Origin of the sequence: Bacteroides sp. D2, from assembly GCF_025147085.1 — a bacterium.
Classification (GTDB): domain Bacteria; phylum Bacteroidota; class Bacteroidia; order Bacteroidales; family Bacteroidaceae; genus Bacteroides.
This window is the reverse complement of the sequence record NZ_CP102261.1, coordinates 1,840,664-1,865,893: the sequence shown is the minus strand read 5'-3', so window position 1 is coordinate 1,865,893 and position 25,230 is coordinate 1,840,664. Positions and strand designations below refer to the sequence as shown.

The following is a 25,230-nucleotide window of genomic DNA, read 5'->3' as shown; positions in this document are numbered from 1 at the left end:
TGTGATGAAAAGTCACTATCTTTGCACATTGCAAAGCTGAAAACAACAAAAATCACACTATATAATGGAAAAGAAATTCAAAAGAACCACCGTCACATCGGCACTGCCGTATGCGAACGGTCCTGTCCATATCGGTCACCTGGCGGGTGTATACGTGCCGGCAGATATCTATGTGCGCTATCTGCGTCTGAAAAAAGAAGATGTATTATTCATCGGAGGTTCAGACGAACACGGAGTGCCTATCACCATCCGTGCCAAGAAAGAAGGAATTACTCCACAGGATGTAGTAGACCGTTACCATTCACTGATTAAAAAATCATTCGCAGAATTCGGTATCTCATTCGACGTGTATAGTCGCACCACTTCACCGACGCATCACCAACTGGCTTCGGATTTCTTCAAAACATTATACAATAAAGGAGAATTCATCGAAAAAACATCCGAACAATATTACGACGAGGAAGCAAAAACATTCCTTGCCGACCGTTATATCACCGGAGAATGTCCTCACTGCCATTCGGAAGGCGCTTACGGCGACCAATGCGAAAAGTGCGGAACCTCACTTTCCCCTACAGATCTTATCAACCCGAAAAGCGCCATCAGCGGTAGCAAACCGGTAATGAAAGAAACCAAACACTGGTATCTTCCTCTCGACAAACACGAAGCATGGCTGCGCAAATGGATTCTGGAAGATCACAAAGAATGGCGTCCGAACGTATACGGTCAATGCAAAAGCTGGCTCGACATGGGTCTGCAACCACGTGCCGTAAGCCGTGACCTTGATTGGGGTATCCCTGTTCCCGTAGAAGGAGCAGAAGGAAAAGTGCTCTATGTATGGTTTGACGCTCCGATCGGATACATCTCCAACACCAAAGAACTTCTTCCCGACAGCTGGGAAACATGGTGGAAAGACCCTGAAACGCGTCTGATTCACTTCATCGGAAAAGATAATATCGTATTCCATTGCATCGTATTCCCTGCCATGCTGAAAGCAGAAGGCAGCTATATCCTGCCGGACAACGTGCCGAGCAACGAATTCCTCAACCTCGAAGGAGACAAGATCTCTACTTCCCGCAACTGGGCCGTATGGTTGCACGAATATCTGGCTGATTTCCCCGGAAAGCAAGACGTACTCCGCTACGTACTGACCGCCAACGCACCGGAAACGAAAGACAACGACTTCACCTGGAAAGACTTCCAGGCACGCAATAACAACGAACTGGTAGCCGTATACGGCAACTTCGTAAACCGTGCAATGGTGCTGACTCAAAAATACTTCGACGGTCGCGTACCCGCACAGGGCAGCTTAACCGACTACGACAAGGAAACGCTGAAAGAATTCGCAGACGTGAAAGCAGAAGTAGAAAAACTGCTCGACGTATTCAAATTCCGCGATGCACAGAAAGAGGCTATGAACCTGGCACGTATCGGAAACAAATACCTGGCCGACACCGAACCGTGGAAACTGGCTAAGACAGATATGGAACGTGTAGGAACCATCCTCAACATTTCCCTGCAACTGGTTGCCAACCTTGCCATCGCCTTCGACCCATTCTTGCCGTTCAGCTCGGAAAAACTCCGCAAAATGCTGAACATGGATACTTTCGAATGGTCTGAACTGGGACGTGACGACCTTCTTCCCGTAGGTCACCAGTTGAACAAACCGGAACTGCTGTTCGAGAAGATTGAAGACGCTACTATCGAAGCACAGGTACAAAAATTGCTCGATACAAAGAAAGCAAACGAGGAAGCCAACTACAAAGCCAATCCTATCCGGGCAAACGTTGCCTTCGAGGATTTTGAGAAACTGGATATCCGCGTAGGTACCATTCTTGAATGTCAGAAAGTGCCGAAAGCGGATAAATTGCTGCAATTCAAAATCGACGACGGACTGGAAACACGTACCATCGTATCGGGCATTGCCAAGCATTATCAACCGGAAGAACTGGTAGGCAAACAGGTTTGCTTCATCGCCAACCTTGCTCCGCGCAAACTGAAAGGTATCGTCAGCGAAGGCATGATTCTTAGTGCCGAAAACAACGACGGCAGTCTGGCAGTTATCATGCCGGGACGTGAAGTGAAGCCAGGTAGCGAAGTAAAATAATAAAACTAGAATAGGGAATACATGAAAAGCTATCATCACGCATAGCCTTTTCATGTATTCTTTGCAAATAACATGAGCGAGAATCAGTCACTAAAAGAAAAGACAGCCAAAGGACTATTTTGGGGAGGGTTCAGCAATGGCATACAGCAGTTGCTAAATCTGCTTTTCGGAATATTCCTCGCGCGGTTGCTCACTCCGTCAGATTATGGAATGGTGGGAATGTTGGCCATCTTCTCCCTCATTGCCAGTTCAATACAGGAAAGTGGTTTCACAGCTGCCCTTGTTAATAAGAAAGAAGTGACGCACAATGATTACAATGCCGTATTCTGGTTCAACGCGGCCATCAGTCTGTCGCTGTACCTGCTGTTATTCCTCTGTGCACCGCTTATCGCTGACTTTTACGATACTCCCGAACTGACACCACTGGCACGTTATTCTTTTATCGGCTTCTTCATTGCCAGTCTGGGAATATCCCACAGTGCCTATCTCCTGCGTAATCTGATGGTCAAACAGCGGGCATTGTCTTCGGTTATCGGACTCACCGTGTCCGGACTCACCGGAGTCACTCTTGCCTACTTTGGTTTCTCTTACTGGGGAATTGCTACGCAAAGCATCGTTTACGTAACCATCAACACAGCCTGTTATTGGTATTTCACCCGTTGGCGACCGAGCTTGCAGTTCAACTTCACCCCGATTAAGGAAATGTTCGGATTCAGTGGGAAACTACTGGTTACCAATGTATTCAATCACATCAATAACAATCTGTTTTCCGTGATACTGGGTAAATTCTACAGCGAAAAAGAAGTAGGATATTACAACCAAGCCAATAAATGGTGCGGCATGGGACAACTCTTCATCTCCGGCATGATAAACGGAGTGGCGCAACCGGTACTCACCAAAGTGTCCGACGACCTTGAACGGCAAAAACGGGTATTCCGCAAAATGCTGCGTTTCACCGCTTTTGTCTCGTTTCCCGCCATGTTGGGATTGGGAATCGTATCGGAAGAACTGATTATCATCACCATCACCGACAAGTGGTATTCCAGCATATTAATCATGCAAATACTGTGTATCAGCGGAGCCTTTGCTCCCATCGCATACCTCTATCAGCAACTGATTATCAGTAAAGGAAAATCCCGCATCTATATGTGGAACACCATAGCGCTCGGCATCATCTTACTGTCAAGCGTTCTATTAGCCCACTCTTACGGGATCTTTACCATGCTTACCGTCTATGTATCCATCAATATATTGTGGCTACTGACATGGCACTACTTTGTATGGCAGGAAATAGGTCTGAAACTTCGCCATGCCTTGATGGACATACTTCCTTATGCTGCCATTGCGGCTACGGTTATGGTAATCACCTATTACACCACCCGCTCCATCGAGAATATTTATCTCCGCCTGGCAAGCAAGATAGTGCTTGCTGCAGCACTCTACGTAGCAGCCATGTGGGGCAGCCGATCGGTTACTTTTAAAGAAAGCATCCAATATTTCATCAAAAAGAAGACACATGAACCCAAATGACCTTGCCACCCGATACCGCCTTCTGAATAGTTCTTTCAAAAAGACGATGATTTATCACATAGGCATAGATGCCGGTTTCTTCACCGAATATACCTATATGCTTCACGCAATACTTTATTGCCTGCAACACAAAATACAGTTCAAACTCTACTCCGACGACGCCAACTTCGGATGGGAAAAAGGTTGGGAAGATTGTTTCGCCCCCTTCTGCGAGCAAGTGCACGAACCGTTTCATCACACCTATAACACCCATCGCCTCCCCTCCTGGCAGGCATTGATGAAAGACAAAAAGCTGCCTAAGACGAAGTTACTGAAATGGAAACTGAAAGTAACCTGTAAGAACATCATCGGAAAAACGATTGCCTTTTTCACATACGGCAAACCGGTCTTGCTCAACTTTCAACTGACATTCAACCCCAATCAGCATTTCCATATTCCCGAACTGGGAATAGACGGCGACTATCTCCATACCTTCCAAAAACTGACGGAAATCACCTGGAAACTCAACGACACCACCGCACAGGAATGTCGCCAATGTGCCGCCGACCTGCAACTTCCACCCCAATACGCAGGATGCCAGATACGGGGAGGAGACAAGATCACCGAAACCAATCTGCTTCCACCGGAACACTACATACGGCTTATTAAAGAAAAGACCGCCCTACGCGACGTCTTTGTATTGACCGACGATTACCGTCTTTTCGAGCAAGTACAAACCCTTGCCCCGGACATACACTGGTACACCCTTTGCAGCCCCGACGAAAAAGGATACGTCAACAGCGCCTTCACGCAGACCACCAAAGAGCTGAAACAGAAACAAATGGCACGTTTCCTTTCCTCGATACAGATATTGATGGACGCCTCCGTCTTTATAGGAAGCATCACCACCGGCCCCAGCCTGTTCCTATTGAAGAAATTCTATCCGGACATCAATCCGGCAGACTGTCTGCTCAAGGACTTTCCGCAAGCATCCGTCCTTCCCATACCGGGACGCGGACAAGTGGCCACCGAATTTATGCAAGGAAACTCAACATGCAAGGGAACTTAAAGTGATAGTAACTCAAAGTTATAGTAACTTAGCAATATAATTACTACTTTTGTAGCACAACGTGCATTAACCATTTCCGATGAACAAGAAATATACAGCCGAAGAGCTTGATTTATTACATGCCGAACTCTACGACATATTGGGAGAAACCATCCGGGTGTGTCAGAAGCACAACATTCCCTATTTTGTGATTGGCGGCACGGCAATCGGTGCACTCTACGACCAGGCGATTCTCCCCTGGGATGATGATATTGACATAGGCATGACGCGGGAGAACTACAACAAATTTCTGAAAGTAGCTCCCGGGGAACTGGGTCCTTCCTACTTCCTTTCATGGATAGAGACAGACCCTCATACCCCGTATTATTTTGCCAAAGTCAAGAAAAACGACACCCTTTTTGTAGAAGAAATGTTCAAGAATGTCCCGATGCATCCGGGCATTTTTGTCGATATATTCCCATTCGACAAAATTCCCGACAACAAGCTGCTGCGAAGAATACAATCCGAAACACTCGGCTTCCTCAAATGCTGCCTGATGGGAAAAGAGATATGGATGTGGAAACACTTCGGTACATGTGAAATAGAGAACCCCACGAACCGGGGAGCCTTCTCCTGTTTCCTGAACAGGGTAGTCGACCTGCTTTTCTCTAAAAAAGCAATCTACCGCATGCTGGTGTCAGTTCAAAGCTGTTTCAACTCACGAAACACCCGTTACTACAACAACGTAATGGCCACTGCCGACCACGTAACCGTAGAAAGCATCCGCCACCTGCAACCCGTGAAATTCGGCCCTCTCACAGTGACCGCTCCCGATGACCTGGAAGGATTTTTGCGTTATAACTATCCAACCCTGCATCGATTTACAGAAGAAGAGCAGGAAAAAGTGAACAACCACTATCCTGCCGCTCTGTCATTCAGTACAACCCCAAAACAAGAACTATGAATATGAAATCCGCTTTAGTAGACGTCCCGGTACTTATCCTGTTCTTCAACCGCCCGCAACAGTTGTCGCAAGTGTTCGAGCAAGTGAAGAAAGCGCGTCCGTCCCGACTCTTCCTCTATCAGGACGGAGCACGAAACGAACGTGACCTGCCCGGAATAGAAGCCTGCCGTGAAATCGTATCACAGATAGACTGGGAATGTGAAGTAGAACGGCTTTATCAGGAAAAGAATTTCGGCTGCGACCCTTCGGAATACATTTCGCAGAAATGGGCCTTTTCGAAAGTCGACAAGTGCATCGTATTGGAAGACGACGATGTGCCCGCCGTCTCCTTTTTCCAATTCTGCAAGGAGATGCTGGATAAATACGAACATGACACCCGCATCAGCATGATTGCCGGATTTAACCCCGAAGAAATCACCCAAGACATGCCCTATGACTATTTCTTTACCACCACCTTCTCTATCTGGGGATGGGCAAGCTGGAAACGGGTAGTCGACCAATGGGATGAGTTCTACAGCTTCCTGGACGACTCCTTCAACATGCAACAACTGGAACAGCTTATCAAGGAACGCAAATTCCGGAGCGACTTTATCTACATGTGCCAGCGTCACCGGGAACAGCAGAAAGCCTTTTATGAAACGATCTTCCACGCCTCCATACTGTTCAACTCCGGGCTAAGCATCGTGCCTACCCGCAACATGATTAACAACCTGGGAGCAACGGCAGATTCCACCCATTTCGCCGGCTCGATTCATACCCTGCCCAAAGGTTACCGCCGCATCTTCACGATGAAGCGCTATGAGGTGGATTTTCCACTGAAACATCCCCGCTACGTCATCGAAAACGTTGCCTACAAAGAGAGCGTTTACCGCATCATGGGCTGGGATCATCCGTGGATCAAGATCGGACGTTCGTTCGAAGAACTGTTCCTCAACCTGAAATACGGTAATTTCTTCCTCATTACGAAAGCTGTCAAAAACCGAATCAACAAATGGCTGAAAAGAAACAAGCACCACTAAATAAGTTGCTTACTATTTATTTTTACCATACCCGCCTCACACGGGAAAGCTACGAGGAATGGAAAGAATATAAATTCCCCGGACACATCTTATACGGACTTCCTTTACTGGAGAATTACGGAATACGCTCCGTGATGCACAAATGCAAATATTTCTCCGGCCGTCTGAAACTCATGCTTTACGCCACCAAAGAGATTCTCTTCTGCAAGGAGAAATACGACGTCCTCTACGCCACCTCTTTCCGGGGTATAGAGCCCGTCATCTTCCTCCGTGCCCTGGGACTGTATCGCAAACCCATCGTGATCTGGCATCATACGGCAGTCGTGACCAATCCCAAACCGTGGCGCGAACAAATCTCCCGCCTTTTCTACAAAGGTATAGACCAAATGTTCCTGTTCAGTCGGAAACTGATTCAGGACTCGCAGAAAACCCGGAAAGCACCGTCCCACAAACTGAAACTCATCCATTGGGGACCGGATCTTCCTTTCTACGACCACCTGCTTGCAGAAATGCCCGACCGGAAGCCCGAAGGATTTATCTCCACCGGCAAAGAAAACCGGGACGTAGACACCTTGCTCCAGGCATTTGCCGCAACGAACGAGAAACTGGATTTGTACATTGCCGTCTCATGCGGTAACATCAACTATAAAAAGATCATCGACCCGTATGCATTGCCCGACTCCATTCGCATCCATTATACCGACGGAGTCATTCCCTATGAACTAGGGAAACTGGTGGCACGCAAAAGTTGCATCGTGATCTGCTGCCTGGACTTCCCCTATACCGTAGGACTGACCACGCTCGTGGAAGCATTCGCCCTCGGCATCCCCGTCATCTGTTCGCGCAACCCCAACTTCGAAATAGACATCGATAAGGAAGGAATAGGCATCACCGTAGAATATAACGACGTACAAGGCTGGATAGACGCTATCCGCTACATCGCCGACCACCCCGAAGAGGCACGGCGCATGGGAGAGAATGCCCGCAAACTGGCGGAAGAACGTTTCAACCTCGAAATCTTTTCACGCGAAATAGCAGAAAGCTTGCTGGAAATATCAAACATTTCCTCTAAAAACCGTACATTTGCATAAACTTTTGCCCATGAGAGTCCTGATTATAAATACATCTGAACGAATAGGAGGAGCAGCCATCGCAGCAAGCCGGTTGATGGAGTCACTGAAAAACAACGGCATCAAAGCCAAAATGCTGGTACGTGACAAACAGACCGACCAAATCAGTGTTGTCCGCTTAAAAAGTAACTGGTTGCAAGTGTGGAAGTTCATGTGGGAACGGATTGTGATCTGGAGTGCCAACCGTTTCCGGCGTTACCATTTGTTTGACGTAGACATCGCCAACACAGGTACAGACATCACCTCACTCCCGGAATTCCGCCAGGCCGACGTGATCCATCTGCATTGGATCAACCAGGGAATGCTCTCACTGAACGATATACGAAAGATACTGACCTCCGGCAAACCCGTAGTCTGGACCATGCACGATATGTGGCCATGCACCGGCATCTGCCATTACGCACGGGAGTGCAACAACTATCAGCAGGAATGTCACGACTGTCCGTACATCTACAAAGGCGGGGGACGAAAGGATTTATCCTATCGCACGTTCCGCAAAAAACAGAAGTTATACAGCTACGCTCCCATTCATTTCGTCACGTGCAGCCATTGGCTGAAGGAACAAGCCCAGACCAGTGCATTATTTGAAGGGAAAAGCGTGACCAATATTCCGAACGCTATTAATACCAACTTGTTCAAACCCATGAACAAGAAGGAAGCGCGTGCCAAATTCATGTTGCCGGAAGGTAAGAAACTAGTTTTGTTCGGCTCATTAAAGATCACCGATAAACGAAAAGGGGTCGACTATCTGATTGGGGCATGCAAACTGTTAGCAGAAAAGCATCCGGAATGGAAAGACTCACTGGGTGTAGTCGTATTCGGCAACCAGTCGCAGCAGTTACAGGAACAACTTCCTTTCCATGTATACCCGCTCCCTTATATCAAAAATGAGCATGAAGTAGTGAATATCTACAATGCCGTAGACCTCTTCGCCATCCCGTCTCTGGAAGAGAATCTTCCCAATATGATTATGGAAGCAATGGCCTGTGGAGTGCCTTGTGTCGGTTTTAATGTGGGAGGTATCCCCGAAATGATCGATCATCTGCACAACGGCTACGTGGCACAATACAAATCCTCGGAAGATTTTGCCAACGGCATACATTGGATATTGACGGAACCGGAATACAACGAACTCTCTGCACAGGCCTGCCGCAAGGTTCTGGGTAATTATTCGGAGAGTATCGTTGCAAAGAAATATACAGATGTCTACAATAAAATAACGGGGAAATATGCATAGTGTCCATCCTACTCCCAAGTTCTCTATCATTACGGTGACATACAATGCTGAAAAGGTATTGGAAGACACGATTCAAAGTGTTATTTCACAAACCTATCATCATATAGAATACATTATCGTGGATGGAGCTTCCAAGGATGGAACCCTCTCTATTATCAACCGCTACCGGTCACGCATACACACCGTCGTCAGCGAACCCGACAAAGGACTGTATGACGCCATGAATAAGGGCATCGCCCTTGCCAGCGGTGATTATCTCTGTTTCCTGAATGCAGGCGACTGTTTTCATGAGGACGATACTCTGCAACAAATGGTGCACACCATCAATGGCAACGAGCTGCCTGATGTGCTTTACGGGGAAACCGCTATTGTAGACAAGGACAGGCATTTCCTGCGGATGCGCAGATTGTCCGCCCCTGAAACGCTCACCTGGAAAAGTTTCAAACAGGGAATGTTAGTCTGCCACCAGGCATTCTTCCCCCGCCACACGCTCGTAGGGCCATACAATCTGCAATATCGCTTTTCTGCAGATTTCGACTGGTGCATCCGCATCATGAAGAAAGCACGTACTTTGCACAATACTCACCTGACAATCATCGACTATCTGGAGGAGGGAATGACTACCCGGAATCAGAAAGCATCTCTCAAAGAAAGATTTCGGATCATGGCAAAGCATTACGGGCTGATTGGAACCGTGGCGCATCATGCATGGTTCGTGATCCGTGCAGTTACTCACCAGTAGGCGAAGGCATATAAAGCATTACCTGGTCTAATATCACTCCTTCGTCCAATGCCTTGATTACCAATTTGTGGGATTTCTTTCCAGATATCGGAAGTCGAACCGTTCGAATGGCTTGATTGCGCAGCACGTTCTCTTTCCATTCTTCACTCCGTCCTTTCGTTTCATAAGAGATCACTTCAGGCGCTGCATCGTCCAACGATATTGAGAAACGTAATTGATCTCCTCCCACAGGATGATTAGGCAATAAGCGGATGTCAACCTCTACCGAGTCTGTTTTCCAGTTGTCAAAAGAGAACATCAGTGCATCTCCCTTGTCAATGCCTGTCGCTTTGCTTTCATATCCCAGACCCTCACAAATAACAGAAGTTCCTTTCCGTGCATTTAATGTATTCTTACCATTCGGGATATTCTTCCCATCCAAGCCGTTCCATTTATAGATAGCTACACGCTCTTTCATCATCGGAGAAGTAGCCGTTTCTCTTTCCACGCGATTGAATACGGGGAGTTTTCGGGGTTGAAAATCCATCATGCGGTTCCACTTTTCATCTTCCAGTGAGTTATACTGCTTCGTCAATACTACAATGCTGTCATAGGCAAGATCACTTTTCTCCCAATCCGCTTTTCCGTGGCGGGCTAATTGGGCATATAGCAATTTCCGATTCATCTGTGTAGCAGCTTGTACCGGGTATTTCACCAATTCAAAATAGGCACTTTGTCTGCCGGATGGGATTCTCGAAGCTGCCCGTTCCACTGTCTCCGACAATTTATCATAAGCCTGCAAACGTCCGTTGATTTCTTTTTCACTCCATGGGAGATCTTTGACAACACGATAAACAGGATCTTTCTCCTCTTCCCTCGTATTTCCCATAAATTCAGGTTTACGAATATGGGCCAGACGATAGTGTTCCTGCATCACAGGTAATACTGCCTTTGCGCACGAAGCTCCCAATTCCCGTTCCAGCCAGTGTTTCAGATGAGAGGTCACTCCTTCCGAGGCAACAGCTTCTATATTCCAGGCCATATCCATAAACAACTCTATCTGATACTCGGCAGGCTTGATATCTCCGACGTTCAGTATCCACATCTTCTGTATGCCTCGATCGTAAGCCAGCTTCATTTGTTGGAAAATCAGATACGGACTCATCGTACTCAACCAGAGATGGTCGTGCGGACGTCCCCAATAAGAAACATGATAATAGACTCCATTCCCTCCTTTACGTGCGCATTCTTCGGCCGTAGGAAAATGGCGGATATAGCCATAGTTATCGTCACACCACATCAATGTTACATCATCGGGCACCTGTAATCCGGCATGATAAATGTCGAGTACCTCTTTATAAGGGATAAAAACCTGCGGGACTTTAGTTACATCCTTATCAACATATTTTTCAATCAACCCGCGTTGATCTGCAAACACACGATCTATTACGGCCTTCTGTTCTTCCACCGTCTTCGCTCCCTGCATCTTGCCATCGTGTACACCACGCATACCCAACGTATAGAGTATTTCCTGATCTGCCACCTCTTTTACACGGTCTTCCCAGAATTTGTAAACAGCCGGAGCATTATTCACATAATCATAAGCCCCTTCCCCTCTTCGTTTCCACTCGCCGGCAGCGCTGCAAGCCATCGGTTCGCAATGGGAAGCACCGATGAAGATTCCATATTTCTTGGCAGCTTCCCGATTGCCTTTGGTCAGGAAGAAAGGAAGTGTACATTCGTGCATTGCAGGCCAATAGGTGTTGGCACGAAGACGAAGTAAGAGTTCAAAAATACGCTCGTTGGTACGCGGGCCTATCTCACCTTTCACTTTTGAAGGTTCATAGGTCCGACTGCTCCATGGCATCAAGCCCCAGTCTTCATCATTAATAAATATACCCCGATATTCCACCGAAGGAGCCTGAAGACTTTGGAATTTGGAAGATAGCTTAAAAAGTTTCTTCTTTTCCGGAGTTACGTCCGCCCACCATTCCCAGGGAGAGACACCTAACAAACGGGATATTTCGAGTATTCCATAAGCCGTACCATGTTTGTCACTGCCAGCTACGATCAATTTACCCTCCGGAGAAACAGATAATAGAAAAGCCTGCTTCTTGCCTCTTAACGCAGAAACATCTACCCCGGTCCGGCTGATAAGCTCATTCTGGCCCACCGTTCCTATCACAATTTCACCTGTTTTCTCATTCGTTTGGGTGGTTGACGACAATACTGTCTGAATATCACGTCCCAGCATTTCCAATGCGGTTCGCACAACCAGTTCTTCAGAAGGGCTGCAAGCGATGACAACTGTTTGACCGGAAGTCAAAACAAAATCCTTACTACGAATCGGTAAAGCAACTATCAAAAAGATGAAAAAAGAAAACAGAAGTTTATATCCCATAGGTTCTATTATTTATAGAAGACAAAATTACAAGTTTGCAGAAAATGTACTATAGAATAGTGTACAATTTCATAGAATTCCATCCGGCCTATTTAAAATGTAGCAGGCAACGCAAGCAACTGATACATCAGCGTTCGTGCCATCCGTATCTGTCCTTTCGTGCTGGGATGCAAACGGTCATATCCCGCATCGTAGAAATAAATCAGTTGTTCTTCCACCATCGGATTCAATCCGGTTACCGCATTAAAATCAATCACGGGGACTCCCCACACATTGCCGGCTTCTTTAACAGCCTGCACGTAGGCATCCACATATTCGCCACAACTGTTCTGGTAGTTTTCATCCGGTTGCACATTCGTTTCTCCAAAATTGGCCAGTGAACGGTGCAACGGGGTCAGCAACACAATCTGCTTGTCCGGGAAAAGTTGTTTCAGTCTATTGATTCCTATGTTGATACGTCCCTTATACGTGCTTCCATCCATTATAGGAGTGCGTTTCTTACGGGTTTCCAGCTTTTGGGTTTGCCCACGGGCTGCCATCACTTGTTCTTCTGTTTCCGTAAACCATTCTCCAATAGGTACACCGTCATTAAAATCATTCGTACCCATCAAAATCACAATAGCATCTACTTCTCCACCGTGTTCTTTCTTCAGTTGCTCGGCTTGCCGGGGCACATCATTCCATTGCCTGCCACTGATACCATATACATAAGGAGTGATTCCCAGCCATTCCTGCAGAAAATCCCAGTATTTCTTTATCTTGTCACCATAACAGTTGGGATCTGTAATAGAGTCTCCCAAATATCCCACTCTTTTTCCTTGCCACGGGTGCCGGATGCATCCATTATTCGTTTCAACAGAGTTTGCCACTTTAGAAGATTGATTCTGTCCGCACAGAAAAGAGGAACAGAAAAACAGGATGGTACATGTGAGTAATAATTTGCTTTTCATCGGTATCATACATTAAATAAGAGATTTGTATTTAATATTCGACAAAAATAACTCAAAAAAATGTAGTTTCAATCAATTTGGGCGATCAATCTCATCCATACAAGCGGATATATAAACACATTCCTATTTGACTATTCTTGCTAAAATGCAGGTTTACAGTCTTTTTTCAATCAAGTTATCATTGAGTTTTACAGCTAAAACCCTATCTTTGTCACAAACTAAAAGAAAAATTGGATGTTTAACTCATTTTCATTCCATAAGGATTCCGTTCTGTAAATAATCTGTAAACCTTCCTCTCATTACAGATTATCCCTTATGTTTTCTGACATACTCTTGTCAGAGTTATTTTCTATATCTAAATTTTCAAACTATTTGTATGGTCAAATGGTTGCAAGCATCATTATATGCCTCCATTCGCCGTACAACTAAAACATTAAAACAATGAGTAACGATTTTAAATCAATCCACGAATTCGATTTTACACTGATATGTAATTACTTCAAGGCATTAAAACGTCAAGGTCCCGGAAGTCCTGAAGTCACACAAAAAGCCGTAAGCTTCATCAACGAACTGTCCGACAAGGCACGAATAGCCGACATTGGCTGTGGCACAGGCGGTCAGACAATGGCATTAGCCAACTATACGAAAGGACAAATTACAGGTATCGACCTTTTCCCCGACTTTATCGAGCGATTCAACAAAAATGCAATAGAAGCCCATTGTGAAGACAGAGTAAAGGGTATCGTCGGCTCCATGGACGCTCTGCCGTTTCAAGAGGAAGAACTCGATCTGATCTGGTCCGAAGGCGCTATCTATAACATAGGATTCGAACGCGGTATGAACGAATGGAACAAATTCCTGAAAAAGAACGGATTTATCGCTGTAACGGAAGCCTCCTGGTTCACCCCGGAACGTCCCTCCGAAATAGAAGACTTCTGGATGGCCAATTACCCGGAAATCGATACGATCCCAAGAAAGATAATGCAAATGGAAAAAGCAGGATATATCCCGACAGCCCATTTCATTTTACCGGAAAATTGCTGGACCGAGCATTTCTATGCTCCCCAGTTCCCGGTTCAGGAAGCTTTCTTAAAGGAATATGCAGGAAATGACGCAGCCGCAGACCTCATCACCGGGCAACGGTATGAAGAGAGTCTATATAATAAGTATAAAGAATACTACGGCTACGTATTCTATATAGGACAAAAAAGAGATTGATTATCTGCCGGAGAAGTTAGCAAGATAGGACAACTCTCCGGCATTTATTATCCTTTACTTTGCAGAAAACATGGAGACGAAAGATATCAATAAACAGGAATATCAGTTACGGATCAATAAAGTGACCGACTATATTCACAATCACATAGACCAGCCGTTATCACTACAGAAAATGGCAGGTATTGCCTGCTTTTCTCCTTTCCACTTCCATCGCGTATTTACAATTCTGACGGGCGAAACGCCTACGGATTATATCAAACGCATCCGGATTGAAAAAGCAGCCCTATTATTAAAACGAAACAAGGAACTTTCCGCCACTGAAATCGCCCGCCTTTGCGGCTTTAGCAGCCTTTCACTTTTAAGTCGCAATTTTAGGTTACATTTCAGTATGACGATCCGGAAGTTCCGTTCATTAAAATAAAACTCTAAAGAATATGGAAAAAGAAAATAAGATTCTGATTTTTCGAACTTCTATCACTCAAAAGCGTGACATCAAGCGCATAGGAGAGCTTTTGGCAGAGTTCCCCCAAATAGACAAATGGAATGTGGACTTTGAGGACTGGGAGAAAATATTAAGAATCGAGTGCAGGGATATCTCTGCACTCGAAATATCGGAAGTACTCCGGAACAATCATATTTTTGCCACCGAACTGGAATAAAACCGGGAAGAGAAAACCTCTCAAACTCCCAACAACTGTTTCAATTCAGCCACTCCTTCAGAAGCTCCCTTCTGAATTACATGTATCGAACGGGAAGTATGCGTATCTACCGGTTTCGGATCAATCAGATACACCTCTGCTCCTCTCGGTACATAATGAAGCAACCCCGCTGCAGGATATACATTAAGCGACGTACCGATAATAACGAAAATATCCGCTTTCTCCACATATTGGATGGCTGTTTCAATTTCCGGCACAGCTTCTCCAAACCATACGATAAAAGGTCGCAATTGAGTGCCGTCGCCTGCCTTGTCCCCCATCTTCACTTCATATTCTTCCGGTTTCAGCTCTTTTATGTAATGGGGATTATGAGGATCTCTACTGGAACACACTTTCGTCAGTTCGCCATGCAGATGAACGATATGGCTGCTCCCGGCACGTTCATGCAAGTTATCGATATTCTGTGTCACCACCGTTACATGGAAATTTTTCTCCAGTTCCGCCAACAATTCATGTCCACGATTCGGTTTTACCTCCAACAACTGTTTCCGACGCTCATTATAGAAATTAATCACCAAAGCCGGGTCACGCTGATAACCTTCAGGAGTAGCCACCTGCTCCACAGGATATTTATCCCACAAACCGCCTGCATCGCGAAATGTACTAATCCCACTCTCGGCACTCATACCCGCACCCGTCAAAACTACCAGATTCTTCATTACTATTCCTCCTTCTTTTTTAATAACCACACAAATGTAATCAGAATCATCGAATAAAAGAATACTTTCTTACGCTTAATATAATCCGGTTTATACAGAACTTTAAAATGAAAGATGCAGATAGTTAGCATTATTTATGGCAACAACTATTCGTCTGACTACTGTTATTCTTTCGTCTGACAGTTGTCAGACGAAAAAACAACAATTGTCAGACGCAAGTTCAACAGTTGTCAGACGATTAATTATCTACATAAACCAACCTAAATAATAAGAATAAGCCGATTAAATCCTACGAACAAAAAAACTAATTCTTTAAAGAAAAGCGATTAACTTTCACAGATATAAGAATTTTTAAATAGCAAATGCTAAATCATTCAAATAAAACACGTACTTTTGCGATTCATAAATTTGCAATTGATTGAAAGCTAAAACCATGATGGTGATACATTTCAATCGCCAACAAAAAACATTATATGGATAAATTCAGTTACGCTATTGGCCTCGGAATTGGTCAAAACTTATCAAGTATGGGAATCGGAAACCTTGCGGTAGATGATTTCGCACAAGCAATCAAAGACGTATTGGAAGGCAATCAGACGGCTATCAGCCACAATGAAGCCCGCGAAATAGTAAACAAGTATTTCGAAGAACTGGAAGCTAAAATGGGTGCCGTTGCTATCGAACAAGGACAGGCTTTCCTCGAAGAAAACAAAAAAGGACCGGGCGTAGTTGTTCTTCCCAGCGGACTACAATATGAAATTATCAAAGAAGGCACAGGCAAAAAGCCGAAAGCTACCGACCAGGTAAGATGCCACTATGAAGGAACATTGATCGACGGTACACTGTTCGACAGCTCTATCCAACGCGGAGAACCGGCTGTATTCGGTGTCAACCAAGTAATCCCGGGATGGGTGGAAGCATTGCAGCTGATGCCGGAAGGTTCTAAATGGAAACTGTATATTCCTTCAGAACTTGGCTATGGCGCAAGAGGTGCCGGAGAAATGATCCCTCCTCATAGCACACTCATTTTTGAAGTAGAATTACTCGAAGTATTATAAATAAAAAATTTCAAAGCAAAATGAAAAAAGTTAGTATTTTTATGGCAATCGCCGCTGCTGCAAGCCTTGCTTCTTGTACAGCTCAAGCTCCTAAAGCAAATCTGAAATCAGACATCGACTCACTGTCTTATTCTATCGGTATGGCGCAGACTCAAGGTCTGAAAGGCTATCTGACAGGTCGTCTGGATGTTGATACTACCTACATGGCAGATTTCATCAAAGGTTTGAACGAAGGTGCAAACAAGACTAGCAAAAAAGACATCGCTTACATGGCAGGTCTGCAAATCGGTCAGCAAATCAGCAACCAGATGATGAAAGGTATCAACCAGGAATTATTTGGCACTGACTCTACTAAAACTATCAGCAAAGAAAACTTCCTGGCAGGTTTCATCGCAGGTACTTTGGAAAAAGGTGGCGTAATGACTATGGAAGCAGCTCAAGAATATACTCGTACAGCTATGGAAACTATCAAAGCAAAAGCTTTGGCAGAAAAATATGCTGACTACAAAGCTGAAAACGAAAAATTCCTTGCTGAAAACAAGACTAAAGACGGTGTAAAAACAACTCCGAGCGGTCTGCAATACAAAGTAATCACTGAAGGTAAGGGTGAAATTCCTGCTGACACTTGCAAAGTGAAAGTAAACTACAAAGGTACTTTGATCGACGGAACAGAATTCGACAGCTCTTACAAACGTAACGAACCGGCTACTTTCCGTGCTAACCAAGTAATCAAAGGTTGGACAGAAGCATTGACTATGATGCCTGTAGGTTCTAAATGGGAACTTTACATCCCTCAAGACCTTGCTTACGGTGCAAGAGAATCTGGCAACCAGATCAAACCGTTCTCTACTTTGATTTTCGAAGTTGAACTGGTAAGCATCGAAAAATAAGAAAGTTCCTTCTAAATAGAAAAAGGAAAGAGGCGCAAATGTTTTGCGCCTCTTTTTTTGCTTTTTCCTATTTTTTTTCTCGGAAAAGAAGAATAATTAAAATAAATCTCTATATTTGCTTACTATTTGATAACAACAGGAAATTACAATTTATTATTATGGAAAGAATAGACAACCTCGACAGGCAGATCTTAGAGATTATCTCCCAGAATGCCCGCATCCCTTTTAAAGACGTAGCAGCCGAATGTGGAGTGTCACGCGCAGCTATTCATCAGCGTGTGCAAAGACTGATTGACCTAGGTGTCATTGTAGGCTCTGGTTACCACGTTAACCCGAAATCGCTGGGATACAGAACTTGCACCTACGTGGGTATCAAACTGGAAAAAGGCTCCATGTACAAATCTGTCGTAGCGGAACTACAAAAGATTCCCGAAATTGTGGAATGTCATTTCACTACAGGCCCGTACACAATGCTGACAAAACTTTATGCATGCGACAACGAACATCTGATGGATTTGCTGAATAACAAAATGCAAGAAATACCGGGTGTGGTAGCTACCGAGACATTGATTTCTCTGGAACAGAGTATCAAGAAAGAAATCCCCATCCGCGTTGAAAAATAATTGTGATGGAGTTTCTAAATGAATATCACCTTGCGGGGTTATTCATCGGAATATGTACCTTTTTGATTATCGGCCTTTTTCACCCCGTCGTGGTAAAGGCCGAATACTATTGGGGTACAAAATGCTGGTGGATATTCCTGGTACTCGGCATAGCCGGTGTGGTCGCCTCATTAAGCATCGATAATGTGATTTTATCTTCTTTGCTTGGCGTGTTTGCGTTTTCTTCCTTCTGGACGATTAAAGAGGTCTTCGAACAGGAAGAGCGGGTACAAAAAGGATGGTTCCCCAAGAACCCGAAGCGCAAATATAAGTTCTAAAAATAAAGTATCGTAGTTTTTTATCAAAAGGATTTGCATAATTCGAGGGAAAATACTACTTTTGTCACCGCATCCAACAAAGGATACATCGGACTTGTAGCTCAGTTGGTTAGAGCAACAGACTCATAATCTGGAGGTCCCTGGTTCAAGCCCAGGCTGGTCCACTGAAAAATTCCTGTAAGTGAAATACTTGCAGGGATTTTTCCTTTTTATAACCATCCTCCAACTAGAGTAAAAGATAACTAATTGTTCCCAAACAGGTAAAAACAACAGCAACGGACAAAGCAGGAATAGCGAAGAATAAGGAATAGGGAAACAAGCCTATAATATTAAGCTTCAGAGCACCTAATATTAAATAATTCCAAAGTGTTTCAACGCCTTACAAAGCCCGTCATTCTCCACCGTATCAGTAACAAAATTGGCTGAAGCTTTGACTATCTCCGATGCATTTCCCATCGCCACTCCGATTCCGGCAGCTTTCAACATAGGAATATCATTACCACCATCACCGCAAGCCATTATTTCCGTCATTCTGATCCCATAATAATCGGCAAATACCGAAAGGCCGGTTGCCTTACTTATTCCTGCCACATTCACGTCAGCAAATAAAGGATGCCAGCGCGACAAAGAAAGATTAGGCAGAAACGGCATCACCTTTTGTTCCATCTCATCATCGATATAAAAACAAAGCTGACAGCACTCTTTCTTTTCAAACAGGTCTTCAATGTCTACAACGGCCGGGATAGGGTGTTCCACGATTTTTGCAATCTGTTCGACAGTCGGAGTCAGACGATTGACAAACACACCTTCATCCAATTCAATAGCAACTGCAAAATCAAAGGCCTTTGCTATTTCCATGGCTTTCTTAAAATCATCTTTCGGAATAAGGTGCTTTCTTATCACAGTGCCATCCCGTAAAACACAGTCGGCTCCATTCAATGCTATAATTCCGTCATACGGAACATCAGCTATTTCATGAAGGTCGCCTGCCGCTCTACCGGTAGCAATGGCTATTCGAATTCCACCGTCATGAATCTTCCTAAGGGCATCAACAGAGGATGGCAACACTTTATGAGTTTCAAAACTTACCAATGTTCCATCCACATCGAGCATGATTGCTTTTATCATAACATTTATATCTTTATTCATTCTTCGATAATTTAGAGAAGCAAATCGACTATCCTCGACTGATAAGTCAGAGCAGTCAATTAAACAGTGACAAAGTTACTGAAAAAATTCCCATAACAAATACAGACCTCCAACACATAAAATAAAAAAGGCAAAAGGAAACGAGATCCTTTTGCCCTATACCTATTGATACCAACTGAAAATTGATAGTGAACGCTTAGCGGAAGTCCTTCAATTCTTCCTGCAATTTCTGACGGGTAAAGAATATGCGGCTCTTTACAGTACCTAACGGAAGATTCAGCTTTTCTGCAATCTCACGGTACTTGAATCCTGAAACGTGCATAGCAAACGGAACTCTGTATTCTTTTGGCAGAGCATTGACTACACGGTGCATTTCTTTTAAATCGTAAGCTCTTTCCGTACTTTCAAAACCTGAATCTTGCGGCAGGTTTAAGTGATAGAGGTTTTCAGTCTGATCGACAAATGTCTGATCGCGCACTACTTTGCGGTAATTATTAATAAAGATGTTCCGCATTATAGTATACATCCATCCTTTGAAATTTGTGTCGGGGGTATATTTATCTTCGTTATCCAATGCTTTTAATGAGGTTTCCTGTAACAAATCGTTTGCTTCTTCACGATCGGTTGTCAGTTTATATGCAAAACGGAGTAATTCATCCTGTACTCCTATCAGATCTTTCCTGAAGCTTAAACTTTTCATATACGTTATTTTTAAATTGTGAGTATTCGTTATCATCATTTCGATGTTGCAAGTTTACGGGTTTTCAACAAATGTGACAGGTGAAGAACAGACATTGTTTAGGGGAAAATCTATCCACTGATAGAATTTAGGTCATATTTGATAGTATTCAGGTGGTTTTGAGACTGTCCTTATAGCGAAAATCCCATTTTGAAGTCACACCTGACTCAAAATGGGATAACACAAACAAAACAAACAATATTAGCGATTTTCACAAACAGCTGTCTTTTTCATCTTTAAAAATTCATAAGACTTAATTTAGATTATGTTGCTAAAACATTCTAATTATGGGAACAAAAGTATTATTTTCCAGCAAAAAGGAACGTAGGATTTAAGAATAGTTATAAAGAATAATTGTTTTATGTATAAAAAATTGTGCCTAACTATAAAGAATTGTATTTAATATTTGCTGCCCAAAGAGGCATAAATGCTTCATTTGACGATATTTTATAATATCAGCATTGCAAAGCGATGTAAATTCTCCTACTTCTTTTTTTCACTAAGAATTAATTTCTATATTTGGAGAATATACAACCAAATTCAGATTTACTATCTATGACTGATACCATCTCTTACCAATATGCAGCTCCTTCCGCACTGCAACGGTCAGCCGATCAGGACGAACTGTTTCTTGCCAAATACAGCGAAATAGAAAAGAAAGAAGCACCCTGTTTCTTTTGGGGAAAGTTGACACAACCCTACATGACAGCACGCTGCCTCATCGCATTATCCAATGTTGTGCAGTCCAGTTTTAATCTGACACCGGCACAGCTTTCCATGCTGAAAGATCCGATTGTAACCGCAGGAAATGACCGCCTGCGCTTTGAAGGATTTTCTAATTGTGCAGGTGTATATGCCAGGGTCGACGTACTTCCTGACGGACACGACGGAGAATTTCTGGAAAACGGGACAACAAACGTAGATTTTAACCCCGGAATGATTTCCGCTTTAGGAGGAATAGTCAGACAGGAGAATGTGGTGATGTCGGTCGGTCCCAAAGAGGTGGGACTTTATCATAAAGGTGAGAAAGTGATAGAACGGAAAGTACCTCTTCCCGTGAAATGGATAAAAGGGCTGACTACGGTACAGATTTATCAATCCGTTGCGGAACAGCTCTACTCCTTCAATCGCATACAAACCTTGCAACTCTTCCAGACTCTTCCGAAAAGTAACGTGAAATGCGACTATTATTTAGTGATGCACGGTCAAAAACCCGCCTTTTCACCGGTGAAAAGTATGAATGCCGTCTGCATCGGAGGACTTCATCGTTTACGTTTGCTCGAACCCTTGCTTCCATTTGCCGATGAGCTGAAAGTCTTTGCGCATCCCACCATGCAATCTACCATTTGGCAACTTTATTTCGGTCCAGTACGCTTCAGCCTTTCTCTTTCCCGCGAATGTTGGAGAGGATTTTCCGGAGAAGGCGCCGCACTGGAATCTCTGCTCGAAGATGTTCCCGAAAGATGGATAGAGGCAATGGACAAATACAGTTATGCCAACCAACAGTTCAACCCCACTCTTTTTGCCATAGAGGAACATATTGACCTGAATAAGGTAGATTCTCTCGCGGCACGGCTGGCAGCCATGGGGTTATTGGGATTCGATTTGGATGAAAACAGCTTCTTCTACCGTCGCCTGCCTTTCAAAACCGAACGTATTTTAAGTCTCAATCCTCGAATGATAGCAGCAGAAAAACTACTGGAAGAAGAAAAAGTAGAAATCATATCGAATGACGAGAAACGGACAGAAGCACGCGTGGCAGGAAGCGGAGGTGTCAGGCATACGGTCATTCTCGACAGAGAGAGTGAGAAGGAGCGTTGCACTTGCACCTGGTTCAGCAGCAATCAGGGAGAACGGGGAGCTTGCAAACATATTCTGGCAGTAAAGAAACTAGTACAATGGAAGAATTAAAAAAAGAACTGGAGAAATTATCCAAGGCTTATGTGGATACTCCGGAGAATGAAGAGAAGATATTAATCCCTTTTGTTAAGAGATTACTGGAGTTACCAATGAAAGAAAGGCGGAAACTGCTGCCGGTTATCCGGGATTTACAATGGATAAAAAGTAAGTTTGCCGGTTTCAGTAGTGAGACAACCTGCAGTGCGGCACGGGCACATTTTCTATCTGCTGTCCAGTTTGTCTGCGCCAACAAACGGGAGATGGATATGGCATATCATGTGAAGTTTGATATGCTTTGCAAACTACTCCCGCTCTACTACCCCACCTGGTTGACTGATTTTATCAATGATGACAAAACTTGGTTTAATTTCGATCTCAATTACGAACAGCTGATGCAGCTCATGGATATGGGATACCTCAAAGAAATCGCTCCAAGCCGCATTGCACATGTACTCCCCTGGATTACCCGTATCAGAAATAAGGAACCCAAAGGAAACGATACTTTCAACAGTGAGTTATTACTCAAGCGTGACATCACCCTGAAAGAACATATCTGGACGATTTTCGAATACGAATCGTCCATCGGCTATCAAGATGATTGCGCCCAAGAGGCTTATAAAAAAGGAGTTACCGCACGGGATGAAAGTATCAGTGCCGCTCTCTACCGCTTTTCGCAGGACGGCCATCTGGACAGAGAACGCCTATTAAAAGCCACACTCGCCACTTTCCACCGGGGTTTCAAGAAAGACATGGCAGGATGGTTTGCCGGATTCTTCGAAACCCTGCAACCAACTACCGGAGAACTGTTATCCTTGCAAGAAGAGATGATGCAAATATTCACCTCTTCCTATACCAAACCGGTGAACGTGATGTTGCAACAGTTGAAAAATATTGCATCCGAAGAAGGATTCCGTTATCAGGAATTCATCGAACGGGCAACCACCCTTTTCTTCTCCAGCCCCAAAAACTCGCTGCTTACCATTTACGCCCTCTTTGAAAAGATCGTCGCACAACATCCCGAGATGAAAGAGTCTTGCTGCATCATTCTCTGCCAACTCTTCTTGAAGAAAGACGAAAGCCTGCAAAAGAAAGCCGCTAATTTTATATCAAAGTATGGAGACGCCTCTTCATCCAATCTCCAAGGAACACTGCAATCTTATCAACCGGAGATGTTTCAAAGCGTGTATACGATACTCTCGTCTTTTAAACCGCGGCCTGCAGAAGAAGCCCATGAACCCGATGTAAGTATGGGAAAAACGGTACGACGCATCTGCAAGGAAGACAACCTTATTTCCTTCCCCGCCAACAAAGAAGATTTCCTGTTCCAGCTTAGTCGTTTGTTCGACATGGAGGAAAGTTGGGAGATAGAAACAACCATTGCCGCCATCATTGCTTTCCATCCCCAATTGGACAAAGAAGATCTCAACCGGATGGAACCGGTTTTCCAACGGGCTGCCACTATCGTTGCCAATGGTTGGGAGCCATACGAAGATCTTCTCGCTACCTTCCTACTGGAATATCAACGTTTATGGGCACAGAAAGATACCTCCAACACTGGATTTTTGAGAAATATGTTCACCCGATTGGAAGAAAGACTGAAAGGAATAGATGAAAACAGAGGAGCTTATGACGAGCGCTCTTTCAAACGACTTGCCGACTGGAAACCCGGCTACAGCAACGCAACCTGTTTCACCCCCATCAAACAATTATGGCTGAATGTGATCCGTAAAATAAAAGGAGGCAATGCCTTCCCTCTACTTTCTACTCCCACCCATACCCCGGCATACGTACAGGCTACCGAACTGATACGCCGGCTTGCCGTATATCAGAAAGCAGGAGCGAAACCCTGTCCATGGGATTTCCAGCTAGCTATTGCCCGCTGCACCATGGAAGACAAAGAAGAAGCCATCGCCACCGCCCGACAACTGTTGCAAGATGAATACCTGCATCTCTCTCTGTTCCTGTTGGATGAAAACACGCTACCCGAACCGCCCTACAATTATCCGACCGCCTGGGTGGCCGCCAGACTGGTAAAAGCACCGGAGACGGAATTCGAAGCATTCAAATCTTTCGCTTGTAACACATTACCGCACAACTATCTGACAGGAGACTACGAGTGGAAAGAGGTAAAACCCAAAGAGAAATCATACGAAACAGACAGGCGTCTACTCCAACTCGAGTTCTACAAATGGCATACATATGCCGAATGCAACAGCCATCAGTTATGGCAGGAACATCTGATTATCAACAGTAAATATAACATGGATGATTCCCGTTACATGGAACCTTTGTTATGCTGCTTTCCCAACCGCCCGGAACCATTAATAGCCCAGATTATCACTTGCTACATGACTTTCGGCACTCCGCAGGAAGATAGCAAACGTACCCTCGCCTGTGCCTTGCGCATGCTGTTGTCTTTCCACTGCCCGCTCAAAGAGATGAGTTTGCTCCTACTAAGTGGTTCGCTGCTTTTTGTAGACAAAACAGTCCGTTCCTATGCAGCCGAATTATGGATAGAAGGAGTATCCACAGGAAGAATAAACAATCATCGAATAGGAGAAATCCTGGCCCGCCTCATCCAGATGGAACTTGCTCCGCTAAAACGCTTCACCACCCAAGTGTACGAAAGCATGTACAAACGAAGTACTTTCCACAACCAGCAACTGGAAGCACTGCTCACAGAATTTATAGGCGGATTCCCCGACAAACCCGTTACCGGACTCAAACAACTGCTCGAACTTTATCTGGAGCTATTGACCATCAACCACAGCAAGGTTACAGACGAACAACTCCTGCAACGCCTGCAAGAATGGGGCACAAACAGCAACCTGAAAAAAGTGACGACTTCACTCAACAACCTATAACAAATTCATGAT

General features: G+C 44.5%; 22 protein-coding genes and 1 tRNA gene. 18 read left to right on the top strand and 5 right to left on the bottom strand.

The window, feature by feature from the left end; all coding sequences use genetic code 11:
- Window positions 1-64: 64 nt before the first annotated feature.
- The 8 genes from metG (at window position 65) to NQ505_RS06300 (ending at window position 9,753) form a co-directional block, all read left to right on the top strand.
- Window positions 65-2,104 carry a methionine--tRNA ligase gene (metG, locus tag NQ505_RS06335; RefSeq protein ID WP_009001107.1) on the top strand — a complete coding sequence of 680 codons (2,040 nt, stop codon included), beginning with the start codon at window positions 65-67 and terminating at the stop codon, window positions 2,102-2,104.
- Window positions 2,105-2,176: 72 nt separating this feature from the next.
- The gene (locus NQ505_RS06330) at window positions 2,177-3,634 is read left to right on the top strand and encodes a lipopolysaccharide biosynthesis protein (protein ID WP_009001108.1); all 1,458 of its coding nucleotides are present in this window, start codon (window positions 2,177-2,179) and stop codon (window positions 3,632-3,634) included.
- Window positions 3,621-4,682, top strand: coding sequence for a hypothetical protein (locus NQ505_RS06325; RefSeq protein WP_009001109.1), 1,062 nt, complete (start codon window positions 3,621-3,623; stop codon window positions 4,680-4,682). The genes NQ505_RS06330 and NQ505_RS06325 overlap by 14 nt, the downstream gene beginning before the upstream one ends.
- 79 nt (window positions 4,683-4,761) lie before the next feature.
- Window positions 4,762-5,625 (top strand): phosphorylcholine transferase LicD, encoded by an 864-nt coding sequence (locus NQ505_RS06320; RefSeq protein ID WP_009001110.1) that lies wholly within the window; start codon window positions 4,762-4,764, stop codon window positions 5,623-5,625.
- Entirely contained in the window at window positions 5,622-6,644 is a 1,023-nt protein-coding gene (locus NQ505_RS06315; protein WP_009001111.1) for a hypothetical protein, read from the top strand. The genes NQ505_RS06320 and NQ505_RS06315 overlap by 4 nt, the downstream gene beginning before the upstream one ends.
- Window positions 6,617-7,735, top strand: a complete 1,119-nt coding sequence (locus NQ505_RS06310; protein WP_009001112.1) for a glycosyltransferase family 4 protein — start codon at window positions 6,617-6,619, stop codon at window positions 7,733-7,735. Before NQ505_RS06315 ends, NQ505_RS06310 begins: the two co-directional genes overlap by 28 nt.
- 10 nt (window positions 7,736-7,745) lie before the next feature.
- Window positions 7,746-9,011, top strand: coding sequence for a glycosyltransferase family 4 protein (locus NQ505_RS06305; protein WP_004296595.1), 1,266 nt, complete (start codon window positions 7,746-7,748; stop codon window positions 9,009-9,011).
- Window positions 9,004-9,753, top strand: coding sequence for a glycosyltransferase family 2 protein (locus NQ505_RS06300; RefSeq protein WP_009001113.1), 750 nt, complete (start codon window positions 9,004-9,006; stop codon window positions 9,751-9,753). Before NQ505_RS06305 ends, NQ505_RS06300 begins: the two co-directional genes overlap by 8 nt.
- Here NQ505_RS06300 and NQ505_RS06295 read toward each other — a convergent pair.
- Window positions 9,740-12,133 (bottom strand): glycosyl hydrolase 115 family protein, encoded by a 2,394-nt coding sequence (locus NQ505_RS06295; RefSeq protein WP_009001114.1) that lies wholly within the window; start codon window positions 12,131-12,133, stop codon window positions 9,740-9,742. The two genes, NQ505_RS06300 and NQ505_RS06295, sit on opposite strands and share 14 nt — an antisense overlap.
- Window positions 12,134-12,225: 92 nt before the next feature.
- On the bottom strand, window positions 12,226-13,083 hold the full coding sequence (locus NQ505_RS06290) for an SGNH/GDSL hydrolase family protein (protein WP_008646570.1): 858 nt from the start codon (window positions 13,081-13,083) through the stop codon (window positions 12,226-12,228).
- Window positions 13,084-13,524: 441 nt separating this feature from the next.
- Here NQ505_RS06290 and NQ505_RS06285 point away from each other — a divergent pair, with 441 nt between their 5' ends.
- The 3 genes from NQ505_RS06285 to NQ505_RS06275 all read left to right on the top strand — a co-directional run bounded on the left by NQ505_RS06285 (window position 13,525) and on the right by NQ505_RS06275 (window position 14,960).
- Window positions 13,525-14,301 carry a class I SAM-dependent methyltransferase gene (locus NQ505_RS06285; protein ID WP_009001115.1) on the top strand — a complete coding sequence of 259 codons (777 nt, stop codon included), beginning with the start codon at window positions 13,525-13,527 and terminating at the stop codon, window positions 14,299-14,301.
- Between the two features lie 70 nt (window positions 14,302-14,371).
- Window positions 14,372-14,722: a helix-turn-helix domain-containing protein gene (locus NQ505_RS06280; protein ID WP_032854025.1), complete on the top strand. Its 351-nt coding sequence runs from the start codon at window positions 14,372-14,374 to the stop codon at window positions 14,720-14,722.
- Between the two features lie 13 nt (window positions 14,723-14,735).
- Window positions 14,736-14,960, top strand: coding sequence for a hypothetical protein (locus tag NQ505_RS06275; RefSeq protein ID WP_009001116.1), 225 nt, complete (start codon window positions 14,736-14,738; stop codon window positions 14,958-14,960).
- 20 nt (window positions 14,961-14,980) lie between these two features.
- On the opposite strand, the gene NQ505_RS06270 is transcribed toward NQ505_RS06275, so the two are convergent.
- Entirely contained in the window at window positions 14,981-15,679 is a 699-nt protein-coding gene (locus NQ505_RS06270; protein ID WP_009001117.1) for an SIR2 family NAD-dependent protein deacylase, read from the bottom strand.
- A gap of 473 nt (window positions 15,680-16,152) precedes the next feature.
- Here NQ505_RS06270 and NQ505_RS06265 point away from each other — a divergent pair, with 473 nt between their 5' ends.
- The 5 genes from NQ505_RS06265 (at window position 16,153) to NQ505_RS06245 (ending at window position 18,731) form a co-directional block, all read left to right on the top strand.
- Window positions 16,153-16,737 carry an FKBP-type peptidyl-prolyl cis-trans isomerase gene (locus NQ505_RS06265; protein ID WP_008775241.1) on the top strand — a complete coding sequence of 195 codons (585 nt, stop codon included), beginning with the start codon at window positions 16,153-16,155 and terminating at the stop codon, window positions 16,735-16,737.
- A gap of 20 nt (window positions 16,738-16,757) precedes the next feature.
- Window positions 16,758-17,627, top strand: a complete 870-nt coding sequence (locus NQ505_RS06260) for an FKBP-type peptidyl-prolyl cis-trans isomerase (protein ID WP_009001118.1) — start codon at window positions 16,758-16,760, stop codon at window positions 17,625-17,627.
- Between the two features lie 158 nt (window positions 17,628-17,785).
- Complete coding sequence (locus NQ505_RS06255) at window positions 17,786-18,250, top strand: Lrp/AsnC family transcriptional regulator (RefSeq protein WP_004302580.1); 465 nt, start codon at window positions 17,786-17,788, stop codon at window positions 18,248-18,250.
- 5 nt (window positions 18,251-18,255) lie between these two features.
- Complete coding sequence (locus NQ505_RS06250) at window positions 18,256-18,567, top strand: DUF4491 family protein (protein ID WP_004302581.1); 312 nt, start codon at window positions 18,256-18,258, stop codon at window positions 18,565-18,567.
- 90 nt (window positions 18,568-18,657) lie between these two features.
- Window positions 18,658-18,731 (top strand) — tRNA-Ile (locus NQ505_RS06245).
- A 187-nt stretch (window positions 18,732-18,918) separates the two neighbouring features.
- On the opposite strand, the gene NQ505_RS06240 is transcribed toward NQ505_RS06245, so the two are convergent.
- On the bottom strand, window positions 18,919-19,695 hold the full coding sequence (locus tag NQ505_RS06240; protein ID WP_009001119.1) for a Cof-type HAD-IIB family hydrolase: 777 nt from the start codon (window positions 19,693-19,695) through the stop codon (window positions 18,919-18,921).
- 217 nt (window positions 19,696-19,912) lie between these two features.
- Entirely contained in the window at window positions 19,913-20,416 is a 504-nt protein-coding gene (locus NQ505_RS06235; RefSeq protein ID WP_004323001.1) for an RNA polymerase sigma factor, read from the bottom strand.
- A 594-nt stretch (window positions 20,417-21,010) separates the two neighbouring features.
- Here NQ505_RS06235 and NQ505_RS06230 point away from each other — a divergent pair.
- On the top strand, window positions 21,011-22,366 hold the full coding sequence (locus NQ505_RS06230; protein WP_009001120.1) for an SWIM zinc finger family protein: 1,356 nt from the start codon (window positions 21,011-21,013) through the stop codon (window positions 22,364-22,366).
- Window positions 22,354-25,218 (top strand): DUF6493 family protein, encoded by a 2,865-nt coding sequence (locus tag NQ505_RS06225; RefSeq protein WP_009001121.1) that lies wholly within the window; start codon window positions 22,354-22,356, stop codon window positions 25,216-25,218. Before NQ505_RS06230 ends, NQ505_RS06225 begins: the two co-directional genes overlap by 13 nt.
- Window positions 25,219-25,230: the final 12 nt, after the last annotated feature.

Bases quoted from the DNA above. Each gene is read 5' to 3' on its own strand.
- metG (WP_009001107.1), top strand. From the start codon at position 65: ATGGAAAAGAAATTCAAAAGAACCACCGTCACATCGGCACTGCCGTAT.
- NQ505_RS06330 (WP_009001108.1), top strand. From the start codon at position 2,177: ATGAGCGAGAATCAGTCACTAAAAGAAAAGACAGCCAAAGGACTATTT.
- NQ505_RS06325 (WP_009001109.1), top strand. From the start codon at position 3,621: ATGAACCCAAATGACCTTGCCACCCGATACCGCCTTCTGAATAGTTCT.
- NQ505_RS06320 (WP_009001110.1), top strand. From the start codon at position 4,762: ATGAACAAGAAATATACAGCCGAAGAGCTTGATTTATTACATGCCGAA.
- NQ505_RS06315 (WP_009001111.1), top strand. From the start codon at position 5,622: ATGAATATGAAATCCGCTTTAGTAGACGTCCCGGTACTTATCCTGTTC.
- NQ505_RS06310 (WP_009001112.1), top strand. From the start codon at position 6,617: ATGGCTGAAAAGAAACAAGCACCACTAAATAAGTTGCTTACTATTTAT.
- NQ505_RS06305 (WP_004296595.1), top strand. From the start codon at position 7,746: ATGAGAGTCCTGATTATAAATACATCTGAACGAATAGGAGGAGCAGCC.
- NQ505_RS06300 (WP_009001113.1), top strand. From the start codon at position 9,004: ATGCATAGTGTCCATCCTACTCCCAAGTTCTCTATCATTACGGTGACA.
- NQ505_RS06295 (WP_009001114.1), bottom strand. From the start codon at position 12,133: ATGGGATATAAACTTCTGTTTTCTTTTTTCATCTTTTTGATAGTTGCT.
- NQ505_RS06290 (WP_008646570.1), bottom strand. From the start codon at position 13,083: ATGAAAAGCAAATTATTACTCACATGTACCATCCTGTTTTTCTGTTCC.
- NQ505_RS06285 (WP_009001115.1), top strand. From the start codon at position 13,525: ATGAGTAACGATTTTAAATCAATCCACGAATTCGATTTTACACTGATA.
- NQ505_RS06280 (WP_032854025.1), top strand. From the start codon at position 14,372: ATGGAGACGAAAGATATCAATAAACAGGAATATCAGTTACGGATCAAT.
- NQ505_RS06275 (WP_009001116.1), top strand. From the start codon at position 14,736: ATGGAAAAAGAAAATAAGATTCTGATTTTTCGAACTTCTATCACTCAA.
- NQ505_RS06270 (WP_009001117.1), bottom strand. From the start codon at position 15,679: ATGAAGAATCTGGTAGTTTTGACGGGTGCGGGTATGAGTGCCGAGAGT.
- NQ505_RS06265 (WP_008775241.1), top strand. From the start codon at position 16,153: ATGGATAAATTCAGTTACGCTATTGGCCTCGGAATTGGTCAAAACTTA.
- NQ505_RS06260 (WP_009001118.1), top strand. From the start codon at position 16,758: ATGAAAAAAGTTAGTATTTTTATGGCAATCGCCGCTGCTGCAAGCCTT.
- NQ505_RS06255 (WP_004302580.1), top strand. From the start codon at position 17,786: ATGGAAAGAATAGACAACCTCGACAGGCAGATCTTAGAGATTATCTCC.
- NQ505_RS06250 (WP_004302581.1), top strand. From the start codon at position 18,256: ATGGAGTTTCTAAATGAATATCACCTTGCGGGGTTATTCATCGGAATA.
- NQ505_RS06240 (WP_009001119.1), bottom strand. From the start codon at position 19,695: ATGATAAAAGCAATCATGCTCGATGTGGATGGAACATTGGTAAGTTTT.
- NQ505_RS06235 (WP_004323001.1), bottom strand. From the start codon at position 20,416: ATGAAAAGTTTAAGCTTCAGGAAAGATCTGATAGGAGTACAGGATGAA.
- NQ505_RS06230 (WP_009001120.1), top strand. From the start codon at position 21,011: ATGACTGATACCATCTCTTACCAATATGCAGCTCCTTCCGCACTGCAA.
- NQ505_RS06225 (WP_009001121.1), top strand. From the start codon at position 22,354: ATGGAAGAATTAAAAAAAGAACTGGAGAAATTATCCAAGGCTTATGTG.